Origin of the sequence: Saccharicrinis fermentans DSM 9555 = JCM 21142 (assembly GCF_000517085.1) — a bacterium.
GTDB lineage: Bacteria > Bacteroidota > Bacteroidia > Bacteroidales > Marinilabiliaceae > Saccharicrinis > Saccharicrinis fermentans.
Genome location: NZ_KI912107.1, coordinates 3126971 through 3151843, shown reverse-complemented (window position 1 = coordinate 3151843; position 24873 = coordinate 3126971). Strand labels below are relative to the sequence as shown.

Genomic DNA, 24873 nt, shown 5'->3' with positions numbered 1-24873 from the left:
ACAGCATAAAATGACCGAAGAAGTGTAAAAAAAACCTCTTTTTTATGTGTATTAATAAAATGAATCATGAATGTTTTTAAGTGTTTATTATGTTTTTTATCCTACGATATACCAATAATATGATGCGTCTTAGCTAAATTAAATTAAAGGTTTTCGCTCGTTAATATCGTATTTTTGAGCTGTATAGCACCTAGCTTAAAATTACGACCAACAAAAATAGTTAATATAACTGGTAAAATTTCATGGTTTTAGATTTATTTTTTCAGATGTATTAATTTGCTTTTGTTTACCATGGGGAACCTGCCATTTTTGTGTTTTATTTTTTAATAGTTCTATCAAATTTACTTTTCATTCTAATGCTTGTCTGTTTTTAAAAAAGATGATTATTTTACTTCTATTAGGTATGAGGATTATTCGGTAAAAATCACATTTGATTAATGTAAAGAAGGGTTACATGTATGTTGCGGAAAAGTGACTATTAATCAGTGCCTTATGTGTGTAAGGTGGTTTAGTTAGCTGTTCATTTGGGCTCTATTGGGGTTTAAGTTATAGATTTGAAATTTCGGAAGGCAATTTAGCGGTGTTGTTGGTGTAAAGTTCTTCTTGTTTAGGTTAATAAGAATATTTGAATGACATCTATAAACAACATTTATACCCAACTTTTGGCACTGACCCTTAAAAACTTGAATTATTTGGAATTAGTTACCGTGGACACAAGCAATAGTTATTATTACAAAAGTCTGGCAGATTCCATCAAAGAGGAGCAAGTGGTGAAGCTATAAAGAGAATACCCCATTGGCTGCCTTGGAACTCTTGTGTTAGCAAAAAAAAATATGGTGAAAAACGCTTATCAATATAACATACAGATGAGGAATGTATGGGGATATGGCTTTATGCTATTTTTTAGTGCAGTTTTTGCAAGTGCCGTAGATATATAGTGAATGATGTGAAACTTCAAATTCCATTGTTTTGTGGGCATTATTCAATACTGTTTGAATGGTAGGGTCACAAAATTCGATTACGCTTCCACAGTTAATACAAATTAAATGATCGTGTTGTTTTGATTCGTAGGCCTTTTCAAACTGAGCAATGTTTTTTCCAAATTGGTGTTTGATGACTAGCTTGCATTCCAGTAATAAATCTATGGTGTTGTATAAGGTAGCACGACTGACTCTATAATTTTTATTTTTCATAAAAATATATAGTGACTCTATATCAAAGTGTCCATCTCGGGAATATATCTCTTCTAATATTGCGAAACGTTCAGGCGTTTTTCGATGCCCGTTGTTTTGTAGAAATTCGGTGAATATTCTTTTCACCTCTTCCTTGGCTTTCACCTTATCCATATATAAACTAATTAAGAATAACGGCTTAAAGATAGATAATTTGGTAAAAAAAGAAACGATTGTTTAGACTAAATTAAAACAAGCGAATAAAAAATGAATAGAGCACTATCTATAGATTGACCATGAGTGTTTTATGTTTGTTATTTTTGTATTCGTTCCTGTCGTGTTACAGTATGTACACCTTTGATTTTCATAAGTCTGTATATTAGGTTATTTAAATCTTCCACGTTGTGTATATATAAATAGATGGAGCCTTCAAAAATACCATCATGACTTTCCACGTGGATAGAACGCATATTTACATTTTGATCATCGGAGATGACCTTTGTCATCTTGCTTACAATCCCAATCTGGTCAATACCTGTCAGGTTGATGATTGCTAAAAAAGAAAGTAGTTTTTGTGTAGTCCATTGTGCTGAAACAAGTTGATTTCCTTGGCTTGACATTAGTTTAATGGCAATGGGGCATTTTCGGCTATGGAGAATTACTTTTTCTTCATCATCAACATATCCAACTACATCGTCGCCGGGAATTGGGTTACAGCAGCTGGCAATGATGTATGAGGCTTTGTCTGTTTCGTCATTGAGTACGATGGGTTTTCTTTTGTCAATTTTTTTATCGGGTTCGCTTTTGACTTTTTTACCACCAAAGGATAGTCCCCAATACTTAATCCATTTGTTGCTGGTTTTTTCTCTTAGGATTTTATCCAGGTTTTTAAGTGTGATGGATCCGTTACCTAGTTGAAAGTAAAGATCTTCTTTTTTTTCGATATGATAATATCTCAGGATCTTACTTAATATTTTATTGTTGGTGGTTAGCTTTTTTTTGTTGAGTGCATCCTCAACAATTTTTTCACCTTTAGTGATGCATTCTTTACGTTCTTTTTTAAAGGCATCTTTGATGGCTGTTTTAGCCTTTGCTGTGGTAACAATTTTTATCCAATCGTATTTGGGTTCTTGTTTTTCAGAGGTTAATATCTCTACCTGGTCACCACTTTTTAGTACATAGCTGGCTGGTACCAGCTTGTAGTTTACTTTTGCACCAATGCACTTATAGCCCAAGTGCGTATGTATTTCAAAAGCAAAGTCTAGTGCGGTAGCCCCTTTGGGTAGTATTTTTACCTGTCCCTTGGGGGTAAATATCATGATCTCTGAAGCAAAGAGGTTCAGTTTAAAGTCATCTAAAAACTCCAAGGAGTCAGACACTGGATTTGCTAACATATCGCGGATGCGTTGTAACCAATTATCAAGTTCTGATTCTTTTTCGTGAGCTCCTTTATATTTATAGTGTGCTGCGAAACCGCGTTCAGCAATTTCGTCCATTCGTTCGCTTCTGATTTGAATTTCCACCCACTTACCTGCAGGTCCCATTACTGTAGCGTGCAGGGCCTCATATCCGTTGGCCTTGGGCGTGCTTACCCAATCGCGCAATCGATCTGGTTTAGGTTTGTAAATATCAGTAATTAAGGAATAAATATTCCAACATTGTGATTTCTCAGGAATTTCGTCACTGCTCTTAAATATAATACGGATTGCCAGTACGTCATAAATTTCATCCACTGCAATATTTTTCTTTTGCATTTTATCCCAAGTGGAGTAAATGGATTTTGGACGTGTTTTTAATTCATATTTAATACCAGCATTATCCAGAGAGGTACGGATGGGAGCGGTGAATTTATCTAGTATATCTTTGTTTTTTAACTCTTTAGACTCTATTTTATTGGTGATGTCCTGATAAATAGAAGGGTGTTCGTATTTAAGGCTTAGATCTTCTAGTTCTGTTTTAATGGCGTACAAACCGAGACGGTGAGCAAGTGGAGCATACATAAATAATGTTTCTCCGGCAATTTTAAGTCTTTTGTGTTCGGGCATGGAGCCTAGGGTACGCATGTTGTGTAACCTATCGGCCAGCTTGATAATGATAACACGAATATCTTCTACCATGGTAAGTAAAAGCTTTCTAAAATTTTCGGCCTGTGATGATTGATTTTTATCAAAAACACCAGAAAGTTTTGTAAGTCCATCAACAATGGAAGCTACTTTATTACCGAAAATAGCTTCCAGGTCTTCGTAGGTATAGTCGGTATCTTCAATGACATCGTGTAATAAGGCAGCGGCCACACCGGTACTGCCCAGTCCAATTTCTTCGGCTGCAATTCTGGCAACAGCTAAAGGGTGCAGGATATAGGGTTCTCCCGATTTTCTGCGCACACCCTTGTGGGCATCACGCGCTAGCTCAAATGCTTTTTTTACAAGCTTAAATCCTTTTTCTGTTTGACATTTGGGGCATATGCTGACCAGCTTGTCAAACTCTTGCCGTATAAGCTCATCTTCTTCTTTTTTAGATACCGATTCGTTCATTCAGGATATTTCTGTGTAATCAATCAACAAATTATAAAAACCGATGTAAACAATAATAGTAAAAAAATGCTATTTACCTGCAATGACCACGTAAAAATCATCTCTTACCAAGTACTTATTGGCAAGATCTTTTATTTTTGCCGGTGTTATCTCTTTTATTGTTTGTTCCAACTGTGTAAAGTACTTGAAATCTAAGTTAAATCCAAGTAAACCTCTAAAGGCGTCAGATACCGCAAAGGGACCATCTAAATTACGCATTAAATCACCCAATAGGTAGTTTTTTACCCTTGTGAGTTCTTCTTCTTTAATATGATTTTTCTTTAGCTCGTCCATTTCGTTGAATATTTCTTCTACTGCTAGCGCTCGCTTATCAGCCACTACCTCGGTGGAGATTCCTAATACGCCTGCTTTTAGAAATGATACCATGTAGGATGATATGCCATAGGTTAAACCTTTTTCTTCGCGAAGATTATTCATCAGTCTGGAGCCGAAATAGCCTCCAAATAAGGTGTTGAGAATGAATAGGGAAAGATAATCCGGATGATCCTTGGTGATACAAGGCCGTACTATTCTAATGGCCGATTGTACCGCATTTTCCTTTTTTTCGTGATGAAAGTGTTCTTTGCTGGCTTTGGGTAAAGCTACTTCGTGCTTGTCTGCAGTTTGGTTTGACCAGTCTTTGCCTCCTAAATATCTGTTTAGTAGGCTCAATAACTCATCTCCGGGCTGCCCTGATACGATGATCGTGCACAAATTAGATGCATATTGCTTTTTGTGAAAAGCCCGGATATCTGCCAATGTGATTTCATCGAAATGGTGAAGCTTGGCTACCCGCCCGTATGGATGCGCTGCTCCAAAAAGAACTTCCTGCGACTTGCGATGAGCTAGTGTTTTAACTTTTTCGGAATCAACTTGAAAATCCTGCTTTTTTTTGGCCAGAATAACATCAAATTCATGTTGGTTGAGCGCTGGTTTCTTTATAATATCTTCAATAATGGGAAGTATGTTTGGAAGATACTTAGATAAGGAGTAGAGCGTAATTTGTGCATGATGGTAGTTGGTCGATTGCCCTAAAAATGCGCCATAGAAATCGATTTTTTCAGCAATCTCAAACGCCGACATTGTTGTTGTGCCCTCTTGCAATAGCGTATTAGTGATGGCAGCTACCAAGGGCTTGTCTGACTGAACCACGCCGGCTGCAAAAACAAAGTCAAGCTTGGCCACGTTTTGTGTGCCACCCTGAATAAAATGCACCGGAATGCCATTGTTCAAAGTGAGTTCTTTTTGTTCCAGAATGTTTAGCCCGGTTGGCAAAGCAAATGCTGGTATCTCTTTTCTTTTTAACATCCTTTTTCCTTTTTATCCTTTGATAAATAATATAATTTGGAACAGTTGTTTACTCTAAATATAGTTTGGGCGCAGCGTTGTATTTCTTCGGCTGTTACCTCGTTGTATTTACGGACCTCGTCGTTGAGGTCTTCTGCTTTACCAATTAGTTCGAACTGTGCCAGGTTCATGGCTTTGTTTAAGAAGTTTATTTCAGAAAACATCATAGACGATTCTACTTTGTTTTTTACTTTTTGTAATTCGTAATGACTTACTAGTGTGTTTTTTATTACGTCAATTTCTTCCCAAACGGCTTTCTCTGCTTCGTAAATGTTAACATCGTCGGATACATTGCCAGAAAAGGAAAAAAGTCCTTTCTCAATATCTCCTGATATGTATGCGTGTAAATCAGTAAAAAGTTTTTTTTCTTTCACCAGTCGTTGAAATATTCTGGCGCTGGTTCCACTGGATAAAATATCTGAAAGCAAATCGGACGCATAGTATTCCTCATCTGTTCTGGCGCACATGTGAAAGGCCAATTGTAGTACGTCTGAGGGTACATCTTCCTCAACGGTGAGTTCACGCATTTGTGTTTGTTCCGGTTCTACAGGTAAATTTCTTTCTACCACATTACGTTTCGGAATATTACCAAACCATTTTTTAACTTTGGTATACACATCTTCAGGTTCTACATTGCCTGTAACTGCTATGACGGCGTTGTTGGGAGCATAATGATCGTAAAAAAAGGCTTTTACTTCTTCCAATGAAGCGTCCTCGATATGCTTAATATCGGCCCCAATGGTGGGCCACCTATAGGGATGTACCTTGTAGGCTAATGGACGAAGTAGTAATGGTATATTGCCATAGGGTTGGTTGAGGTAGCGTTGTTTAAATTCTTCAATGACCACTTTCTTTTGAACATCCAATGATTCTTGAGAAAAATCAAGTTCTAACATTCTATCGGATTCTAACCATAACCCGGTTTCTAGGTTTGAAGCAGGTAGCGTTAAGTAATAATTGGTTAAGTCGTTACTTGTCCATGCATTGTTGTCGCCACCGGCGTTTTGCAGAGGATTATCGTAAGATGGAATATTCTTGCTTCCACCGAACATTAGATGCTCAAATAAATGGGCAAATCCGGTTCTGGATGCGTCTTCATCTTTGGCACCCACATTGTACAATACATTGATGGCGGCCAATGGTGTTGTCTTATCTTGATGTACCACAAGACGTAGGCCATTGTCAAGCCTATATTTTTGTATTTCTATCATTTGTTAAAATTGAAATGCGTTGCCATTAAGGGCTTTAAGTGTAGTTCTGTATTCCGAAAGCATGTCTTCCATGATATCTTTTACGGATTTAATTTCTTGGATTAAGGATGATATTTGTCCGATTTCCAGTTCTCCTTCATCCAGATCGCCCAGAAATATTCCTTTTTTAGCTCTTCCTTTTCCCAGTAGCTTTCTTAATTCCTCAATGCTTGCTCCTTTGCTTTGTAAATCGGCTACCTGGTTTGAGAAGTGGTTATGTAACAGTCGTACTGGAGCCAGTTTTTTTAGGGTTAATATAGTTCCCCCTTCACCCGCTTCTACTACCTTTTGTAAAAAGTTGGGATGAGCTGAAGATTCTTTGCTGGCTGCAAACCTGGATCCAACTTGAACGCCATCGGCACCTAAGGCCATTGCTGCTGCCATTCCTCTTCCTGTACCTATGCCTCCCGCTGCAATGATGGGGAGTTGGGTGGCCTTTTTAATTTGAGGAATTAAAACCATGGTTGTGGTTTCTTCACGACTGTTGTGTCCGCCCGCTTCAAAGCCTTCTGCCACGACCGCGTCAACACCACTGTCTTCGCATTTTTTGGCAAAACGGCTGTTGGCAATGACGTGTACAACAATGATCCCATGTGCTTTGAGTTTGGCGGTAAATTTAGCAGGACTGCCAGCACTGGTAAATACTATTTTAACATCCTCGGCAATTACTATATCAATTAATTTATCTATTTCGGGATACAATAGGGGGATGTTTACGCCCCATGGTTTGTTCGTAGCTTGTTTTATCTTGGAGATGTGCTCCTTAAGTATCTCAGGGTGCATGGAACCTGCACCTATCAGTCCTAATCCTCCATTGTTGCTCACGGCCGAAGCTAGTTTCCAACCGCTGCACCAAACCATACCTCCTTGTATAATGGGATATTTTATTTTAAATAATGATGTTATCCTGTTTTCCATATTAAAATGAGATAAAATAGCTTAAATGTTTTATTGAATTGGTCCGTCCGGGAATTTAATAATTTGCAAAGATAGAAATTTTTAAGGCTCAAATTTTATTATCTGTCATTAAGGTTTAGATATGCTTAAACAGCATAGGTGAAGCGATTGTTTAAAATGAAATATGAATTGATGTGCTATTTTTTTATATATATAAAGTTATGATTCTTAACGTATTGATGTACAGTCTTGTAGTGTTGTGCTATGTATTTGATATGCTATATTATTATGACGTTTGTTTGTATTTTAGTATATTGAGGGTACTAAACAAAACCAAAACAGAATTATTAAAATCGCTTTAAATTATGGCTAGAAATAAGTCAAACGACAAGCTGGTTTTTTCTTGGGAGCATCCCTATCAGCTAAATTATTTTGCGCATCTATATGGCAAAAATGAAGAAGTAGAAAAGTTTTTGAGGCGACATTGTGCCAATGGAAGTCTTGAAAATAAAACGCATCTGGAAGTCTTTGAGATGATCGAAGAAGAGTTAGGCTTTCCCATTCCGTAATGAACTTATGGATACTGTCTGCTATTTAGTCTTTGCAAGAAAACTCCAAATACTGCGTTATTCTCATTTTTGAAACAGTCATTTACAATCAGTAAACTCCTTGGTTTCAAAAATATCGAAAGCCTTGTCTTTGAAGCTTTCTTATCAAAGACAGAAAAAACAGTCGTTTTCTTGCAAAGACTATTTATATGGTAGATAGTTTTCATGTTAAAATTCAACAATAATACCCAATGTGGGTAAAACGGTTCCATTCTGTGTTGTCCTTGCATATTAGTGAATTCACTTCTTACAAAGGTATAGGCAGCAATGAAACTGAGTCCTTTGGGTGAGCGCTGGCGCGCCATTAATTCAAAGACATAGGCTTTACCCCTTCCTTTGGACATGACTTCTTCATCACCTACCACACCAAAGTCGCCTCCCTTGCTTGTCAAAGAAATGGAGTCGGAGACCGAAATAGGGTAGTTATTGTAATTTTTGAAAAAACCTTCCGCAGTGATTTTAGAGTAGTTGTTGGGTCTGTACTCGAATCCGGCAACCACATGATCTGCATGTATGTATTTTAATTCGTTATTTTTATTGGTTAAGTTTAGGTTGTTGTCTCTATAACCCATGGTGGTAAGTGAGGGCAATTTATAATATCTCCCTAAGTTAAAATTAAAGAAGAGGGGTGTTGTTAATTGAGCTGATGCAGAAAAGCGGGGGCTAAATTGTTTCAGCATGTTATTCATGCTATTGGAATACGAGTTAGCATCCATCCGAAAACTCATGGATAAGTTAATGCGCTTGCTTATTATTGGTACCTCGGCAGAGGCAAAGATTCCGTACTTAATAAAGCTTAAGCGCGAATTGTAAAATATTTGAACAGGAGTGTTGTATTGGTAATCTTGCTGATAGGTGTCGTTTTTGTAATGTACATCATCAATAGAGATACCGGTGTTGAAGTTGATCTCGTTCCATTTGGAGTGGAGCTCGCTTCTGAGTTTGTTTTTAACCTCTTGAGATTGATAATTATAGGTGAGGTTTTGGGCTGTTTTGATATTGTCTCGATATTTAATGGCTTCGTTGTTTAAGTGGCTTCGTTGTTTAAGTGGCTTCTGCTGGCAATTAAGGTTAAATAACTTTTGCCAAAAAAGTGCTTGTAACTGGCGCCTAATGTGTAATTCCATTGTTTGTTTACGGGGATGTAAGACAAGATATATTGATTGTCGGGTGTGTCGCTGGCGTTTTTGTTTAGTTTAAAATCATCGATGGCTCCGAAGCCAAGAAATGAAATTTCATTTTGGGTGTTAATCCGTGTTTTTGTTTTAAACTGAAAGTCGGTAAAGGTTGGTAAGAATGGTAGGTCCAAGGCTTTAAATAATAGCTGCAAATAAGAACGACGTACGGATGCAAAGCCCGTTGTTTTATTTGACAGAGGGGTGGATACGGAGAGTGCTACTTCACTGGCCCCTAAGACAGTTTTGTAATCTGTTTGTTCTTTGTTGCCATCTTTTTGTTTGAGAATAGATCTTTAATCACTCCCTTTAGCTCTGAAGACTGTCCGTTCACCATTAAAGAAATGTTGACCAGAAAGAATAGAATATGGGCGCATAAAGTGTTTAACTTATAGGTTTAATTGATGAACACTTGTAGGGTGCAATAGTTCATTCTTTTAACTTTATTTATTCATGAATTGTTGCAATAGGTATTTTATGAATAGGTGAGGTTAAATAAATATGGAAAATAAATGAAGATGATTCTGTCTATGGGTTTCCATGGCCCGTAAATATTTTATAAATTGAGCGGCATAAACCTTTAATTAAATAGATGGCAAAGGAAAGGCTACTGAGAAAATTATTTATTTGGCGACTTAGACATGTGAGTAATAGACAGTTTATGATTATTCTAAGTGTGGTTATTGGTATAGCGGCAGGACTTGCTGCTGTTATTATTAAGCAATCGGTTGGTTTAATACATCACCTGGTGCATAACTTAACTTCCTTAGAGGGTTTCGAGTGGCTCTATCTGATTACTCCTGGTGTGGGTATTTTACTGGCTGTTTTGTTTATTAAGTATATTGTTCGCAGACCAGTGCGGCATGGTATTCCCAATGTATTGTATGCCATCTCGAAGAATCAGGGGCAGATGAATCGACATAATATGATATCTTCGGTAGTTGCTAGTTCTTTTACGGTTGGATTTGGTGGTTCTGTGGGGCTAGAGGGACCTACTGTATCAACGGGTGCTGCAATTGGTGCCAATCTGGGAAAGGCCTTACACCTTAATTATAGGCAGATAACCTTGTTGTTGGGATGTGCATGTGCTGGTGCTATGTCGGCTATTTTTAAGGCGCCCATTGCAGCTATTGTTTTTGTTTTGGAAGTCATCATGCTCGATTTAACGCTTACCTCTTTGGTGCCCCTGTTGTTAAGCTCTGCTTCGGCGGTGGTTGTTTCGTATACTTTTTTGGGACAACAGGTGGTCTATCCTTTTATTGTTGGGCATACGTATACCTTAAATGAACTTTTGTTTTATGTGCTGTTGGGTTTGGTTTGTGGTTTGGTGGCTACCTATTTTACTCGAATGTATAAATATATAGAAGGACTTTTTGAAAGGATAAAAAGTGGTTGGTATAGGCTCTTATATGGTGCCATATCTTTAGGTATATTGATGATATTTTTTCCTCATTTATTTGGAGAAGGATATGAAGTAATCAATGGGGCGTTGAAGGGCGAACTGTTCTATTTGCATGACGTGGGTATTTTTTCGCATATGAACGATACCTTTGTTAATTTTGTTATTATTATGACTTTAACCATTGGTGTGAAGGTGATTGCTACTTCGGTAACCTTTGGTAGTGGAGGTGTTGGTGGTATTTTTGCCCCTACATTGTTTATGGGTGCTAATACGGGTGTTCTTTTTGCATCGTTGATCAACCGTTTTAATTGGATTGAGTTGCCCGTTAAGAATTTTGCTCTGATTGGTATGGCAGGTCTTATTGCAGGGGTTTTACATGCACCCTTGACAGGACTGTTCTTGATTGCTGACCTTTCGGGTGGTTATCGTATGTTTTTACCTTTGATGATTACTGCTACTATTAGTTATGTGGTGGCAAAGTCTTTTGAGGAACATTCAGTGTATACTCATCAGTTGGCCAAACGTAAAGAGTTGTTGACCCATGATAAGGATCATAATATTATGACTTTAATGGAGGTCAATAAACTTATTGAGACGGATTTTGCGATCATTTCTCCAGATGCTAATTTGGGTGATCTGGTACATGTGATCTCAAAAGCTCACCGTAATTTATTTCCTGTAGTAGATAACAAAGGTATGCTAAAAGGAATGGTGAAAATGGATGATATTAGAGAAATAATATTTAAGCCGGAGAAATACCAAGAAGTGAAGGTGAAGGATTTGATGTATATGCCCGCGTATTTTATTAGTCCTGATGATAGTATGGAAGATTTGGTAGAGGTTTTTAGAAAGTCGGCACGTTTTAATATTGCCGTTATTGATAAAGGAAAATATCGCGGTTTTATTTCAAGAGCCAATGCTTTTACCGCCTATCGAAATTATTTAAAAATGTTGTCATCAGGTTATTAGAGAGATGTTACCGATAGAGTTGTTGACCAAGATTAGAGACTTGCAAATTAATTCGCAACATAGTTTTTTCTATAAAGGGCTTTTCCCATCTAGTAGAGTGAATACTGTTTTAGGGCTGAATAGGCCGGATGATAATATATTTTTTTCATTATCTGTAATTTATGTATTGCAAGGCTTGGTGGGCGTGTTGACTGAAGAGGAAAAGGTTATGGTAAAGGAGATGGAAGCAGCGTTGCTTCCTAATTTGAGATATTATACCAATAAGCCTGAGCGAAATTCATATAACTTTTGGCAAAAAAGCAAAGGTAAACATTTTCCCAATGGACATGTGCTAAATAAGTGGAGTAAATTTCAATTGCCGGACGATATCGATACTACGTCCTTAGCACAGATGGTAGTAGGTGCAAGTTATCAAGATGCCCTGAAAACAAAAAGAATATTGCCCCATTACGCTAACCTTTATAGGTGTCGTATAAAAAACGGCCATAAGCAGTTAAGTAAGTATAAAGCTTATTCTACATGGTTTGGTAAGGATATGCCCATAGAGTTTGATGTGTGCGTGCTCTGTAATTACTTGCTTTGGCTTCATCGCTATGGTTTTGAAGTAAATGAGAATGATCAAGATTGTATTAGTCTCGTTGTAGAAACGATTGATGAGTCATTGTATTTTCAATCAGCTTTTCGTTCGTCACCTGAGTATCCTAAAATAGAGATTATCCTGTATCACTTAGCCAGATTGGCATCAATAACCCCCTTTGTAGATGCTGTCAAAGCTAAATTAATTCAGGATATTTTGCTGGTTTACGATCATGTAGAACATCCATATGCGCAGATGTTATTGCAAAGTGCATTGTTAAAGTTAGGTGTAAAGCGCAATGTCAACCGGCAAAGTATCTTACAATATGTGGATACGTATTGGTGGTTTACTGCGGGGTTGCTTTCTGTGTATTCAAACACTCAGGTGCAGCGTGTTGCGCCAAAGTCGATGTTTCATTTTCGTTTTGTTTGTCCCGCTTTTAATTATGTGTTAGTGTTTGAAAATATGCTTTTGAATAAAACAAAGTGATCAAGAGCTTATATTCGATAATTTACTTCGGTAATCATTGAGTGCCGCTTGCAGTTCATTGATATTATGGGTTCGCATTACCGCATCTCTCAATTGTGCTGCCATGGGCAAATGGTGGGTGTAAATTTTGAAGAAACGACGTAATAGCACCCATGGTTTTTCGTTTTTCCATGTGTTATCGAACAATACAGCATGATTCCACATGGCTCTTAGTTTGTCTTCTATTGTAACATCTTCCTTGGAGCTGAACATCCAAAAGTTGTTAAATATCCCTCGTCCAACCATAATTCCGTCAACTCCGTATTCATCTATCTTATGGTTGCCATCTTCGATTGATAGTACATCTCCATTTCCCAATATCTTAATATGTGGATTGATCTCATCTCTCAATGTTACAACCTTTCCTATTTCGTTCCAGTCTGCTTGTCCTTCCGACATTTGTTTTTGGGTTCTACCGTGTATTGTTAAAGCTCGAATGGGAGTCTGTAATAGATGAGAGATCCAGTTTTCGGTTTCTACCTTTTTAAACCCAATGCGGGTTTTAACGCTGACAGGTAGATGTGTGGCTTCTGTGGTGGCTTGTATAATTTCTTTGGCTAAATCGGGATGGCTGATCAAAGCACTACAAGCTCCTTTTTTTATAATGTTTTTTTGGGGACAGCCCATGTTGATATCAATGCCGTCGAAAGGAGTGTTGGCTTGTATATATTGCGCTGTTTGATAAAATTTTTCAGGATCGGTGCCCCATATTTGTGCGATTAGCTGGATGTTTTTCTTGTTTTTTAAAGCTAATTCTGATGGATTGACTTTGAAACGATGTAGTACCTTGTCTCTTCCTACTGGATGACAAAAACCATCGGTGGAGAGAAATTCGGAGAATACCAGGTTTAGTCTGTTGGGTTCCGATTCGTTGATTATTAGTTCCCTAAATACAGTGTCCGTTACATCTTCCATTGGGGCCAGTGCAAATATATGTTTTGCCTTGTTCCAAAAATTGTCATTCTTGTGCATATGAGTATATTAATTATCAATGGCTATAGGGTGGTTTTATGCATTATACAACACGGATGTATATATAATGTTTCATAAATCCAATGGCCAGAATTTAGGTGTTTGTTTTTATAGTATAAGAAATGTTGGATGTAAACGTTTGAGATTTGTAATCTAAGCGTGTGAAAAATGAAAAAAATCACATTTTTTATTCATTTGTAAAAGGGGGGATTTCATTTAAAAACTATAGTGTTTCATATGGAAATCATAATAGTGTAATTATTAAATAAGCGTTTATTGAGCTGGTGACGCGCTTCAGCTTTTGGTAGATAGGGGTATATCTGCTATTTTTGAACTGAACAAAACAAACAATTATGGATTTCTGAAGTTAGCTTTATTTAACTTTTTAATCCGAAGGGGAATATTAAAATACATATTTTAACGTGGGCTCAATTTTTAACCAAACCAAACCAAATTTGAGAAAACTGGAAGATGAAGAATGGAAAGCTATTCCGCATACTGATGGTAAGTATCATGTGAGTAATTACGGTAGAATTAAGAGTTTCTGCTATGACAGTGTAGAAGGAAAGATTGTGAAATCAGGAAATATCAAAGGTTATAAAAGTATTAACCTAAGGATTAAGGGGCAGAAGAAAACACTTTTAGTTCATAAAATGGTTGCAGAACTGTTTATACCGGAGAGAGATGAAACAAAAACTGTTGTCATTCATATAGACTGGAATAAGTTGAATAACCATGTAAGTAATTTGCAGTGGTTGTCGCGCGAAGAAAGCTTTAAGCGCTCTCAAAGTAAATTGATTGAGGCACGAAAGAAGAAGGGGAAGATTGTAACGCATTCTAAGTTAACTAGGAATGATGTGGTAGCTATAAAAGAAATGCTTGAAAGAGGAAGAAAACAAAAGGTTATAGCTCAGTTATTTTGTGTGAGTGAAATGCAAATATCAAGAATTAAAAATAATGTAAGTTGGTCAGAAGTTAAATAAACAACAATATACCTCCCTAACAAATCATCCTATACTATCAATAAAAAGACTGTCGCCCTCCAAACCTTGACAGTCTTTTTTTGTGCCCTAAAGTGTGGGATAGCACTAGGGTGCAATGAAAATTATTTTTAAACTGAATGTCTTCTATTGTTCTAGACTTTTTTGGTCCTTTTTATGACGATGATAAATTAGCGAAGCTTATTCATGAGGACCTTTTAAATTATACTTTCTCGAGTAAAAGAACATTAACGGAAGTTTCAAAAGCAAAGAAAATAGATGAAGTTTTGGAATGTTCATTCTAAAACTGTATGTTTGCAAAGTGAGTAAAAAAGAAAAGATATTATTGGCTGCTCTTAAAATTTTGACAGAAAAGGGAATACACAATACCCCTATGTCGGCTATCGCAAAGGTAGCAGGAACAGGAATGGGAACTATTTATAATTATTTCTCAAACAAGGATCTGTTAATAAATAATATTTATGTATTTATAAAGGATAGAGAGCGATCTGTGTTCTTAGATTTTGATTTAGGAGCTCCCATTAAAACGCAATTTGAGAATTATCTTACCTCAATTATTGAATTTTTCATTGAGAATCCTGCCTACTTTAACTTTATGGAGCAATTGCAAGCTTCACCTATTATTACGCAAGAGAGTAGAGAAGAAGGGGAGAAGTCGGTAGCGCCAGTACTTCAATTATTAGTGAAAGGAAAACAAGAACGCATAATAAAGGATATTGAACTTGATGAGATACTAATGTTTGTTGGTGGAGCTATTTTGTCGTATGTGAGATGGTATTTTAATCGGGAGGAAGTAGAATCAGCTTCTCTTAAGAATCAAATACAAATGGTTTGGGATGCCATTAAGGCGTAAAAAATTTTGTGTGAAAAATGGAATGAACGTTCGTTCCGAATTAAAAAGAATGATGATGAAACAGAATGTGTTAATTACAGGAACATCCACAGGTGTAGGATTTGAAAGTTCAATTCTCTTTGCCCGAAATAACTACAAGGTGTATGCTACAATGCGCAACCTAAAGAAATCAGCTGCACTCAAAGCTAAAATTGAAGAAGAAAATTTAGATATTGAATTACTTCCGTTGGATGTAACGAGTGTTGAATCCATTCAATCTGCTGTTGATGGTATTATAAAAAAGGATGGAAAAATTGATGTGTTGATTAATAATGCCGGAGCAGGCTTCGCTAAAACAACCGAACAATCCACAGAGGAAGAAATTAGATGGGTAACAGAAGTTAACTACCACGGTGTTGTATTTTGTACCCAAGCCGTTCTTCCCTTTATGAGAAAACAAAAAAGTGGTCGTATAATTAGTGTTACCTCAGTTGGAGGGTTGGTTGGTCAGCCGTTTAACGAATTATATTGTGGAGCAAAATTTGCTGTGGAGGGCTTTATGGAAGGGCTAGCAAGCTATGTGAGTGATGCTTTTAATATCAAAATAACTTGTGTAGAACCGGGTGGGATAGCAACTGCGTTTATGGCATCAGCTATTGGGAAAACGGCCGTTGATGGGCAATTTGCAAGCGGAGAATATCTGCCTATTTTTGAAAGATATATGGCAGGAAACCAAAGAAGAGCCAATGAGAGCAAGGAACAGGTTTACCAAACAGGAACAGAGGTAGCTGAAGTTGTTTTACTTGTAGCCAACAATGAAAATCCGCCATTAAGAATGCGAACTTCAAAATGGGCTGAAGATTTTTGTAAACTCAAAACAAAAGCCGATCCCGATGGGACAAAATTAGTGAGGCAAATAAAGGAAAGCTTTTTGTAAGGTATTAATGGTAATAATCCTTTGGTATGTTTTTATACTTATTTATAGGATAAAAAAAAGCTGTTCTGATATTTTTCAGAACAGCTTTTTTGTCATATGTTTGTTTGCCTATTAATACTGTTTGCGACGTCTACCTCCGCTGTTGCCACCGAAATTTCCACCACCACCTTCGCTTCTGCGTCGGTTAGTGCGTTTAGGGGGTTTTGCTGTTGCTATTTCAACATGTACATTTTCTCCTTCAAATTCTTTTCCTTTAACAGCATTGATCACATCATTTTGTGTACCATCTTCCACTTCAAAAAACGAAAAGTTACGAAGTACTTCTATTTTTCCAAAGCCTATTTTTTGTCTGCCGGTACTTTCGTTCACTAGTCCCATCAAACGCTGTGCAGATAGTTCGTGAGCTTTACCAACATTCATATATAGGCGCACATAGTTATCATCACTTCTTCTCCTTGGTTTCTCACCTCTTCCACCTCTTTCGTTTCTTCCACCTCTTTCAATATCTTTCTTGTAAACGTTTAGGTCCTTGGCTCCTTGGTAATAAGCAATGAAACGGTTGAATTCAACAGAAACAAAACGTTTGATTAACTCTTCTTTATCAAGCTCTTCAAATTTTTCGTAAATCTTAGGTAGAAATTCTTCAATCTCCTCGTGGTTAATTTCAACATTATTCACTCTATCAACCAAGTGTAGCAATTGTTTGCCACATATTTCGTTACCCGAAGGAATCATTTTACGTTCAAATTTGATTCCTGAGGTGCGTTCTATTTGGCGTATTTTTCCCGATTCTTTGGTGTGTATAATTGCAATGCTGGTACCTGTTTTACCTGCCCTACCTGTTCTTCCACTTCGGTGGGTGTAAGCTTCAATATCATCCGGCAGATTGTAATTGATAACGTGCGTTAGGTCGGTAACATCAATCCCTCTGGCTGCTACATCAGTGGCCACCAATATTTGTAGGTGACGGTTTCTGAAGCGGTGCATAACCTGATCGCGTTGTGCTTGTGATAAATCACCGTGCAAGGCATCCGCATTGTAACCATCAGACATTAATTTTTCAGCTACTTCTTTGGTTTCGTGACGTGTACGGCAAAAAACAATACCATAGATATCCGGATTGATATCGGCAACTCGTTTTAGTGCATGATACCGGTCACGTGCATGAACCATATAATAGATATGATCGACGGTAGAGGCACCAGCATTTTGCTTGCCGATTTTAATTTGCATTGGATCAGTAAGATACCTTTTGGCCATGTTCTCAATTTCCCGAGGCATGGTAGCCGAAAATAATAGCGACTGTCTTGTTTCTGGGGTCGTTTCAATGATAGCATCCAACTCTTCTTTAAAACCCATGTTCAACATTTCATCGGCTTCGTCTAGTACTAACCATTGTAGTTTGTCCATTTTTAGGATTCCTCGTTTGGTTAGGTCGTTGACTCTACCGGGTGTGCCAACCACGATGTGAGTTCCACGTCTTAAATCTTTAATTTGTCTGGAAATATCTGCACCTCCATAAACAGCGGTAACAAATAAACCAGTAACGTACTTACTATAGTTGTTTATGTCTTTTGTGATCTGCAAGGCCAGTTCCCTGGTTGGGCACAGCACTAAGGCTTGAACACTTTTGTTAGCAGTGTCTATCTTTTCGATAATAGGCAAACCAAAAGCAGCTGTTTTACCTGTTCCTGTTTGTGCCAATGCCACTAAGTCTTGGTTTGTGTCCTTTAGACCGGGGATGGTCTTTTCCTGGATTGGAGTTGGGTTTACAAAGCCCATTTCACCAATGGCCTTTAGAACTTCCGACGATAAGCCGGTTTCTTCAAATGTAATCATAAAATTGTCCTCTTTTTTCCAGTCCGCCCCACTATTTTGTCCGCATTATAACTTGGAAAAGAGAAGCCTACTGAATAATCGTTTTGAAAATGAATGATTTATGCCTTTGCAAAAATCGAATGCAAAGGTAGTGTAATTTTATTGGCAGATATGTATATTATTATTATTATTTTAACATAAATGTAGTGTTAAGTGGTTGTTTATGAGTTGTCTGTATGTGGGGATTACTTGTTTTTTAACATTTGATGCGACAGATTTATTTGTAAGAACAGGTTCTGGTATTCATTTCTGTAAAACTTTTAATAAAATTTCACACAAGCGCTCATCTATTTCTTATACTTTTGTAGTTCTTATGGAGAAGGCAGCAATCATAGTCAGGAGGTTACTGGTGTGGCGAGTAAAGCACATTGGACAACGTAACTTTATACTTATTTTAAGTTTGGTAATCGGTATTTTAAGTGGATTGGCAGCTGTGCTGCTAAAGAACACTATTCATGTTACACACATGTTATTAACCGGGCATTTTCACATTGAAAATCAAAACGAATTATATTTGGCCTATCCTGTGATAGGTATCTTTATTACTGTTTTCTTTGCGCGTAAGATTGTGAGAGATAATCTGGGCCACGGTATTTCCAAAATTCTGTATTCTCTGAGTAAAAATGGAGGTAAGATTAAGCCCCATAATAATTTTTCTTCTATTGTGGCTAGTACCTTTACCATTGGTTTTGGTGGTTCTGTTGGAGCGGAGGCTCCTATTGTGTTGACAGGCGCTTCTATTGGATCAACGTTAGGCCGGGTATTTCACCTAAATTATAAAACTGTTTCTCTATTGATAGGATGTGGAGCTGCGGGTGCTGTGTCAGGTATATTTAAGGCACCAATGGCTGGACTGGTGTTTACATTGGAGGTGCTCATGCTTGGACTGAGTATGGCATCGTTGGTTCCCTTAATTATATCAGCATTTAGCGCCGCAACAGTAGCTTTCTTTTTTATGGGAGAAGGAGCTGAGTTTTATTGGCATCTGGAAAATCATTTTGTACTAAATAATATTCCTTTTTACATTGTGTTAGGAATTCTTGGTGGATTTGTTTCGCTTTATTTTAGCAGGATGTTGATATGGAGCGAAAATAAATTGCATGCCATCAAAAGCCCGTATTTTCGTCTGTCTGTGGGAGGAGTGGTGTTGAGTGTGCTGATTTTTGTACTTCCACAGTTATACGGTGAAGGTTATACCACCATAACCGCATTCTTGAATGGAAATAAAGATATTGTATTTGATAATAGCTTGTTTTATCAACTGAGAGAATATGAATGGGCACTGTTGATATTGTTGGGCTTATTGATTGTTTTTAAAGTGTTTGCATCGGCTGCGACTACCGGAAGTGGTGGGGTAGGAGGTGTATTTGCCCCTTCATTATTTACTGGAGGAGTAATGGGATATTTCTTTGCCAGATTGGTTAATTATACCGGCTTATATGCGTTGCCAGAGAGCCATTTTACCTTGGTAGGGATGGCTGCTATCATGGCAGGCGTTTTGCATGCTCCTTTAACTGCTATCTTTTTGATTGCAGAAATTACCCACGGTTATGAGCTATTTGTGCCTCTTATGATGACTTCTACGATCTCTTACTTGACCATTATGTATTTTGAACCGCATTCAATATATACCAAGCAGTTGGCTCGTCGTGGTGAATTATTAACGCACCATAAAGATAAGGCAGTGTTAACTCTAATGCGTTTAAATAAAGTGCTGGAGACTGATTTTTTACCAGTGAAATCTACAGATACCTTAGGTACTTTAGTTAAGACAATTGCGAAGGCAAAGCGTAACCTCTTTCCTGTGATTGGTTCTAGAGGACAATTAAAGGGCATTGTTATTTTAGATGATATTAGGGAGATTATGTTCAATCATGAGCGATATAATGATACCGTGGTAGAGGATTTTATGCAAATTCCGCCAGCATTTATTGAGATCAATGAAAATATGGATTCCGTGATGAAAAAGTTTGAAGAGACTGGAGCATGGAATCTACCTGTTATAGAGAATGATAAGTACATGGGTTTTGTTTCTAAGTCAAAAATATTTTCTGTATACCGAAGGGTGCTGATTCACTTTTCTGATGAATAATTTTTAAATGCTGATGGTATAAATTAAATTTGCCATGGTTTAATTTGAGATTACTATCAATTTGTTACATACTATGGGATGGCTACTGTTAACTGGTTATTGTTCATACCATCCATAAAACTAAATTCTTTTATGAAACGCGACAATAAAATATTTGAGTTAATTGAAAAAGAACATCAGCGCCAGTTAAATGGTATTGAGTTAATTGCTTCCGAAAACTTTGTGAGTGAGCAGGTAATGGAAGCAATGGGCTCGTATATGACCAATAAATATGCCGAAGGTTATCCAGGTGCTAGGTATTATGGTGGTTGTGAGGTAGTTGATCAAAGTGAGACGTTGGCTATTGAGCGTTTGTGTAAGATTTATGATGCAGCCTATGCCAATGTTCAACCCCATAGTGGAGCGCAGGCTAATATGGCTGTTTTAATGACCGTTCTTAATCCTGGTGATAAATTTTTAGGTCTGGATCTATCTCACGGAGGACATCTTTCGCATGGTTCTCCAGTAAATAGCTCGGGTTTGCTTTATGAGCCCATTGCCTATGGTGTAAAAGAAGATACCGGATTGGTTGATTACGACATGATGGAGGCGAAAGCCCGAGAACATAAACCTAAGTTAATTATAGGGGGCGCATCTGCTTATTCTCGTGAGTGGGATTATGCACGTATGAGAAGATTAGCGGACGAAATAGGTGCCATTTTCATGGTAGATATGGCTCATCCTGCTGGTTTGATTGCTGCTGGTTTATTGGAAAACCCAGTGAAACATGCACATATTGTGACTTCTACAACGCATAAAACATTGAGAGGGCCACGGGGAGGAATTATTTTAATGGGTGAAGATTTTGATAATCCTTGGGGTAAGAAAACAGCCAAGGGCGTCGTTAGAAAGATGTCCTCGTTATTAAATTCTGCAGTATTTCCCGGAGTACAAGGTGGCCCGCTGGAGCATGTGATTGCTGCTAAAGCAGTTTCTTTTCTGGAAGCCTTGCAGCCTGAGTATGTGGAGTATCAAACACAAGTGAAGAAGAATGCCAAGGCAATGGCAGAAGCCTTTATTGCAAAAGGGTATAAGGTAATATCCGGAGGTACTGATAATCATTCTATGTTAATTGATTTAAGAACTAAATTTCCAGAGTTAACAGGTAAGGTTGCCGAAAAAACATTGGTAAAAGCTGATATAACTATCAATAAGAATATGGTTCCTTTTGACAGTCGAAGCCCTTTTCAAACTTCGGGAATTAGAGTGGGTACGGCTGCGCTTTCTACTAGAGGTCTTAAAGAGTCGCATATGGCGCCTATTGTTGATTTAATAGATCAGGTGCTTTCTGATGTGGAGAATGAGAAAGTGATGGTTGAGGTGAAAGGTAAAGTAAATGAAATGATGAAAGACTTTCCTTTGTTTGCCTACTAAGAAAAAAAATTAAATAAGTAAAGCCGGTCAGATTAAATGCTGACCGGCTTTTTTGCTTGAGTTGTTTAATAGCTACTTTTTTTGCGGTAATTCTTTTTTTACACTTACTTTGTAATTTAATTTTTCCAGTGCTTTTTTTACACCGTCAACACTGTTTTTATCTTCCCTAAAGGAGACGGTGACTAGTTTGTTAGGAATGTCCACATCAACTGTTTTTACCCCTTTTTCGTAAGGAATGTTTTTTAGTATTTTTTCCTTACAACTTTGGCAATCGATACTGCACTCGTATATCACTTTCTTTGTTTGGGGTTTTTCCTTGGCTAAAGTGACGGTCATCGTTACGCATAGGAAAAATACCGTTGTTAATAATTTTAAATGTTTCATTTTGTATGATTTTTTAAGGTAGTTATAGATAACTGTTTAATAGAATCTTATCGTTGTAAGGAGTGTTTATGTGTGGCCTTATTCTTTTTTTAAGTTGTATTTGATGCCTACATACACCATTCCCCCATAAAGTGGCCCCCATATTCTACTGGCGTCAAATTCGCTATTAAAGGGGCTTTCTGGTGCTATAATTGCATCTTTCTGGGTGTAGTCACCTATGTTTTCTCCACCCACATAGAAACTCCAGTTACGATAGTTTTTAGTGACTTGTGCCATTAATACCATATAGTTTTCGGAACGGCTGGGGCGCCTATTGGCCTCAGTGTTGTCTGTTGTGGTTGGTAGTCGTTGATCTCCATTGAATTGGGCTGTCAGGTCAAATTGCCATTTGTCCATATTGGTTCTGTATGATCCGCTTAAGAGGCCCTTGTATTTGTTAACAAATGGTACGTCTTGCTTGTTGCCGTGAAAGGTACTTTGTACGTCGTTATGGCGATAGGCTGCTGTTAGATCAAAACGAGAAAATAGTTCGTAGGCTGCTTCTACCTGAAATATGTTAGAATAGGATGCCCCGTCTAAATTATAAAAGTGAACTTCGTTGTTGTTTTGATCCAGGTCAACTACCAACTGATTTTTAAAGTCGGTACGGAAAAATTCCATACTAAGGTTTAGTTTCCGTTTGGATATTAGTATTTCCTTTGCCACACTGATCCCATAGTTCCATGCTTCTTCTTGCTCTATGGTTTCATCGAATATAAAGGATTTGGAACTGGCTAAAAAATGAGAGTTTTCACTCAGTGCATCTGCTGTTCTGTATCCCTTGCCTACACTGACTCTTATGGTAGTGAGTTCAGATATATTGTATTTTGCGTGCAAACGAGGCGTGAAAAAACCATCATGGATACTACTATTGTCATACCTGAGTCCGGCCATAAAGGTGAATTGCTCGTTGGGTATAAAATTATACTCAGCAAAGATCCCGGGTGTTGTTTCCTGATATCCCACATTGTTTTTGCTACCATTAAAAATAGCATCGTTGTCATCGTAAACCAGGCTAACTCCTGCGTTGTATGTGTGTCTGGTGTCGCCCAAGTAAGATTGAAATATAATATTGGCATAAATATTTTGTTGGGTTACATCAAAGGTATTGTTTCCATAAAATGAGGTTCTGTCAAAGTAATTGTATGATAGAATGGTTCCTAAGCTTGTTCCTTCTCGTTGAAAAATATACCCGTTTTTTGCGTATGCATTGAACCTTTCCACATCAATTCCGATCCCGTATAGTGATTGGGCTGACTGGTTTTTGTCATGGTCATATCCCTTTTGTCCCCCTTCTCTGCTTTCTTTGATATATGAAATGCCAAATTTTGAGGAAATTGCATCGGAGTTATAGTTCCATTGATGGAGGAAAGTACCCATTTTTGACAAGGGTTTGTCCAGAAAACCATCATTATTCAGGTCCATCTCTCTAAAGTTACCACTGCCCTGAACCATGAGGGAAGTACTCCACTTATCATTTAAATCAATGGCATAGCCAAAAGTAGTTTCAACTTTACCATCTTGATTTCCATAGGTGTAAAAGTGAAGTTTCTCAATGCCCGAAGGTTCTTTTAACTGAATATTTATCTGTCCGGTTATTGACTCGTATCCGTTTTTTACGGCTGCTGACCCTTTGGAGACCTGTAGGCCATCCATCCATGTGCCGGGAATGTATTCCATGCCAAAGGCAGATTCAGCGCCGCGAAGAATTGGAATATTTCCCATGGCCAACTGTGAATATCTTCCGGAAAGACCCAGTAGTTGAATTTGCTTAACACCAGAAACCGCATCGGCATAGGCCACATCAACGGATGCGTTGGTTTCAAAACTTTCTGATAGGTTGCAACAGGCACACCTTTCTAACTCCTTTTGCGTGACATTTTGTACGTATAAGGGACTGAGCTTTGAAATAGATGAGTTGGCCCGACGATGCCTAACAGTTACCTCTCCCAATGCTGCACCGGGCTTAAGAAATACTGTCAGCGAATTGGAATCACTGATGGTAATGGTGTCGTTTTGATATCCAACATAGCTAAAAACCAATTGTTGATGGCTGTCGTTGATCTTATTGATTGTGAATTGTCCGTTTGTATCGGTAATGGTTCCAATGGTTGTTCTTGCCCAATATACATTTACGCCCACCAAAGGAACTGATTTGTTATTTTTCTTTTCCAGTACTTTTCCTATAACATCTTCAGCTTGTGTAGATAGGGATGTCAGTAGTGAAAAGACTATGAGATATAGAAATTTCATTATTCCAGCATTTTTGATAATTGTTCATTACGATAAAGTCCATATGGACCTATTGATTAATTGTCATTAAAATGCTAGCAAGCTACTTTTAAAGCTTGGTGAAGGGTGACCAACTCTTTTCCTTTAAGAATAAAAAGTGGCGTTCCCGGGGGGAGTTTTTTAAAAAGACCTTTATTTGTGATGGAAGCAGGAATCGCCTCCAGCAATGTGGGCTCATCTGTATTGATGAGTAACAGTGTTGTTGGACGCGGTGTTGATTGTCTGTCCGAGAAATTATATTCGTCCTTCAGTTTGACCATCTCCTGGTCACTCTTGTGGTTTTCGCAACAATCATCTTTGGCATTTTCGGAGTGATGATTACAGCATTCTTCAGAAAGAGTGTGATCGTGGAAGGTAAGCGCGTTTTCTTGGCATAGCTCCTGAGTAGCATCTATATACACGGAGAATACCATTTGGTGACTATGCAAACAATAGTGATAAAAGAGAATCATTCCACTGGTACTCAATAAAAAGAAGCACAGTGTAATCAAAGCGATGATGCGTTTATTGATCTCTTTTAAAATCATGGTTCAAA

20 protein-coding genes are annotated in these 24873 nt (G+C 37.7%); 9 read left to right on the top strand and 11 right to left on the bottom strand.

Translation table 11 applies throughout. The features are described 5' to 3' along the window. Nucleotides 1-629: 629 nt before the first annotated feature. Nucleotides 630-782 (top strand): hypothetical protein, encoded by a 153-nt coding sequence (locus CYTFE_RS30000; protein ID WP_154665664.1) that lies wholly within the window; start codon nucleotides 630-632, stop codon nucleotides 780-782. Between the two features lie 114 nt (nucleotides 783-896). Here CYTFE_RS30000 and CYTFE_RS0112690 read toward each other — a convergent pair whose 3' ends face one another. From CYTFE_RS0112690 to CYTFE_RS0112670, 5 genes are all read right to left on the bottom strand, one after another. Then, nucleotides 897-1346, bottom strand: a complete 450-nt coding sequence (locus tag CYTFE_RS0112690; protein WP_027472100.1) for a Fur family transcriptional regulator — start codon at nucleotides 1344-1346, stop codon at nucleotides 897-899. A gap of 140 nt (nucleotides 1347-1486) precedes the next feature. Beyond that, nucleotides 1487-3706, bottom strand: a complete 2220-nt coding sequence (locus tag CYTFE_RS0112685; protein WP_027472099.1) for a RelA/SpoT family protein — start codon at nucleotides 3704-3706, stop codon at nucleotides 1487-1489. Nucleotides 3707-3775: 69 nt separating this feature from the next. Next, nucleotides 3776-5053 carry a M16 family metallopeptidase gene (locus CYTFE_RS0112680; protein ID WP_044212744.1) on the bottom strand — a complete coding sequence of 426 codons (1278 nt, stop codon included), beginning with the start codon at nucleotides 5051-5053 and terminating at the stop codon, nucleotides 3776-3778. After that, the gene (locus tag CYTFE_RS0112675) at nucleotides 5047-6303 is read right to left on the bottom strand and encodes a M16 family metallopeptidase (RefSeq protein ID WP_027472097.1); all 1257 of its coding nucleotides are present in this window, start codon (nucleotides 6301-6303) and stop codon (nucleotides 5047-5049) included. Before CYTFE_RS0112675 ends, CYTFE_RS0112680 begins: the two co-directional genes overlap by 7 nt. A 3-nt stretch (nucleotides 6304-6306) precedes the next feature. Beyond that, the gene (locus tag CYTFE_RS0112670; RefSeq protein WP_027472096.1) at nucleotides 6307-7260 is read right to left on the bottom strand and encodes an NAD(P)H-dependent flavin oxidoreductase; all 954 of its coding nucleotides are present in this window, start codon (nucleotides 7258-7260) and stop codon (nucleotides 6307-6309) included. A 344-nt stretch (nucleotides 7261-7604) separates the two neighbouring features. On the opposite strand from CYTFE_RS0112670, the gene CYTFE_RS0112665 reads away from it, so the two are divergent. Further along, nucleotides 7605-7808 (top strand): hypothetical protein, encoded by a 204-nt coding sequence (locus tag CYTFE_RS0112665; RefSeq protein WP_027472095.1) that lies wholly within the window; start codon nucleotides 7605-7607, stop codon nucleotides 7806-7808. Between the two features lie 5 nt (nucleotides 7809-7813). Here CYTFE_RS0112665 and CYTFE_RS26360 read toward each other — a convergent pair whose 3' ends face one another. After that, a complete protein-coding gene (locus CYTFE_RS26360) occupies nucleotides 7814-8974 on the bottom strand; it encodes a TonB-dependent receptor domain-containing protein (protein WP_052343181.1) in 1161 nt (386 codons plus the stop codon). Between the two features lie 709 nt (nucleotides 8975-9683). Between CYTFE_RS26360 and CYTFE_RS0112655 the strand changes: the two genes are divergently transcribed. Further along, complete coding sequence (locus tag CYTFE_RS0112655; RefSeq protein ID WP_235208312.1) at nucleotides 9684-11393, top strand: chloride channel protein; 1710 nt, start codon at nucleotides 9684-9686, stop codon at nucleotides 11391-11393. A gap of 4 nt (nucleotides 11394-11397) precedes the next feature. Further along, nucleotides 11398-12459, top strand: coding sequence for a hypothetical protein (locus CYTFE_RS0112650; RefSeq protein ID WP_027472093.1), 1062 nt, complete (start codon nucleotides 11398-11400; stop codon nucleotides 12457-12459). Here CYTFE_RS0112650 and CYTFE_RS0112645 read toward each other — a convergent pair whose 3' ends face one another. Next, the gene (locus CYTFE_RS0112645; protein WP_027472092.1) at nucleotides 12460-13470 is read right to left on the bottom strand and encodes a tRNA dihydrouridine synthase; all 1011 of its coding nucleotides are present in this window, start codon (nucleotides 13468-13470) and stop codon (nucleotides 12460-12462) included. It lies immediately after the preceding gene. 455 nt (nucleotides 13471-13925) lie between these two features. On the opposite strand from CYTFE_RS0112645, the gene CYTFE_RS26355 reads away from it, so the two are divergent. From CYTFE_RS26355 to CYTFE_RS0112625, 3 genes are all read left to right on the top strand, one after another. Then, complete coding sequence (locus CYTFE_RS26355; protein ID WP_044214019.1) at nucleotides 13926-14453, top strand: NUMOD4 domain-containing protein; 528 nt, start codon at nucleotides 13926-13928, stop codon at nucleotides 14451-14453. A 319-nt stretch (nucleotides 14454-14772) separates the two neighbouring features. Further along, entirely contained in the window at nucleotides 14773-15324 is a 552-nt protein-coding gene (locus tag CYTFE_RS0112630) for a TetR/AcrR family transcriptional regulator (RefSeq protein WP_027472091.1), read from the top strand. Nucleotides 15325-15334: 10 nt separating this feature from the next. Then, entirely contained in the window at nucleotides 15335-16240 is a 906-nt protein-coding gene (locus tag CYTFE_RS0112625; protein WP_200871421.1) for an SDR family oxidoreductase, read from the top strand. Nucleotides 16241-16351: 111 nt separating this feature from the next. On the opposite strand, the gene CYTFE_RS26350 is transcribed toward CYTFE_RS0112625, so the two are convergent. After that, nucleotides 16352-18079 (bottom strand): DEAD/DEAH box helicase, encoded by a 1728-nt coding sequence (locus tag CYTFE_RS26350; protein ID WP_044262794.1) that lies wholly within the window; start codon nucleotides 18077-18079, stop codon nucleotides 16352-16354. A 202-nt stretch (nucleotides 18080-18281) separates the two neighbouring features. On the opposite strand from CYTFE_RS26350, the gene CYTFE_RS0112610 reads away from it, so the two are divergent. Together CYTFE_RS0112610 and glyA are read left to right on the top strand one after the other, a co-directional pair. Next, complete coding sequence (locus CYTFE_RS0112610) at nucleotides 18282-20210, top strand: chloride channel protein (protein ID WP_235208313.1); 1929 nt, start codon at nucleotides 18282-18284, stop codon at nucleotides 20208-20210. A gap of 132 nt (nucleotides 20211-20342) precedes the next feature. Next, nucleotides 20343-21623, top strand: a complete 1281-nt coding sequence (gene glyA / locus CYTFE_RS0112605) for a serine hydroxymethyltransferase (protein ID WP_027472088.1) — start codon at nucleotides 20343-20345, stop codon at nucleotides 21621-21623. Between the two features lie 72 nt (nucleotides 21624-21695). Here glyA and CYTFE_RS0112600 read toward each other — a convergent pair whose 3' ends face one another. From CYTFE_RS0112600 to CYTFE_RS0112590, 3 genes are all read right to left on the bottom strand, one after another. Beyond that, on the bottom strand, nucleotides 21696-22007 hold the full coding sequence (locus CYTFE_RS0112600) for a heavy-metal-associated domain-containing protein (protein WP_027472087.1): 312 nt from the start codon (nucleotides 22005-22007) through the stop codon (nucleotides 21696-21698). A gap of 78 nt (nucleotides 22008-22085) precedes the next feature. Continuing rightward, nucleotides 22086-24299: a TonB-dependent receptor gene (locus CYTFE_RS0112595; protein ID WP_027472086.1), complete on the bottom strand. Its 2214-nt coding sequence runs from the start codon at nucleotides 24297-24299 to the stop codon at nucleotides 22086-22088. A gap of 74 nt (nucleotides 24300-24373) precedes the next feature. Continuing rightward, nucleotides 24374-24865: an HYC_CC_PP family protein gene (locus CYTFE_RS0112590; protein WP_152541850.1), complete on the bottom strand. Its 492-nt coding sequence runs from the start codon at nucleotides 24863-24865 to the stop codon at nucleotides 24374-24376. Nucleotides 24866-24873: the final 8 nt, after the last annotated feature.

Excerpts from the sequence above, each read along its gene's own strand:
- CYTFE_RS30000 (WP_154665664.1), top strand. The coding sequence starts at position 630 with ATGACATCTATAAACAACATTTATACCCAACTTTTGGCACTGACCCTT.
- CYTFE_RS0112690 (WP_027472100.1), bottom strand. The coding sequence starts at position 1,346 with ATGGATAAGGTGAAAGCCAAGGAAGAGGTGAAAAGAATATTCACCGAA.
- CYTFE_RS0112685 (WP_027472099.1), bottom strand. The coding sequence starts at position 3,706 with ATGAACGAATCGGTATCTAAAAAAGAAGAAGATGAGCTTATACGGCAA.
- CYTFE_RS0112680 (WP_044212744.1), bottom strand. The coding sequence starts at position 5,053 with ATGTTAAAAAGAAAAGAGATACCAGCATTTGCTTTGCCAACCGGGCTA.
- CYTFE_RS0112675 (WP_027472097.1), bottom strand. The coding sequence starts at position 6,303 with ATGATAGAAATACAAAAATATAGGCTTGACAATGGCCTACGTCTTGTG.
- CYTFE_RS0112670 (WP_027472096.1), bottom strand. The coding sequence starts at position 7,260 with ATGGAAAACAGGATAACATCATTATTTAAAATAAAATATCCCATTATA.
- CYTFE_RS0112665 (WP_027472095.1), top strand. The coding sequence starts at position 7,605 with ATGGCTAGAAATAAGTCAAACGACAAGCTGGTTTTTTCTTGGGAGCAT.
- CYTFE_RS26360 (WP_052343181.1), bottom strand. The coding sequence starts at position 8,974 with ATGGAATTACACATTAGGCGCCAGTTACAAGCACTTTTTTGGCAAAAG.
- CYTFE_RS0112655 (WP_235208312.1), top strand. The coding sequence starts at position 9,684 with ATGATTATTCTAAGTGTGGTTATTGGTATAGCGGCAGGACTTGCTGCT.
- CYTFE_RS0112650 (WP_027472093.1), top strand. The coding sequence starts at position 11,398 with ATGTTACCGATAGAGTTGTTGACCAAGATTAGAGACTTGCAAATTAAT.
- CYTFE_RS0112645 (WP_027472092.1), bottom strand. The coding sequence starts at position 13,470 with ATGCACAAGAATGACAATTTTTGGAACAAGGCAAAACATATATTTGCA.
- CYTFE_RS26350 (WP_044262794.1), bottom strand. The coding sequence starts at position 18,079 with ATGATTACATTTGAAGAAACCGGCTTATCGTCGGAAGTTCTAAAGGCC.
- CYTFE_RS0112610 (WP_235208313.1), top strand. The coding sequence starts at position 18,282 with ATGAGTTGTCTGTATGTGGGGATTACTTGTTTTTTAACATTTGATGCG.
- glyA (WP_027472088.1), top strand. The coding sequence starts at position 20,343 with ATGAAACGCGACAATAAAATATTTGAGTTAATTGAAAAAGAACATCAG.
- CYTFE_RS0112600 (WP_027472087.1), bottom strand. The coding sequence starts at position 22,007 with ATGAAACATTTAAAATTATTAACAACGGTATTTTTCCTATGCGTAACG.
- CYTFE_RS0112595 (WP_027472086.1), bottom strand. The coding sequence starts at position 24,299 with ATGAAATTTCTATATCTCATAGTCTTTTCACTACTGACATCCCTATCT.
- CYTFE_RS0112590 (WP_152541850.1), bottom strand. The coding sequence starts at position 24,865 with ATGATTTTAAAAGAGATCAATAAACGCATCATCGCTTTGATTACACTG.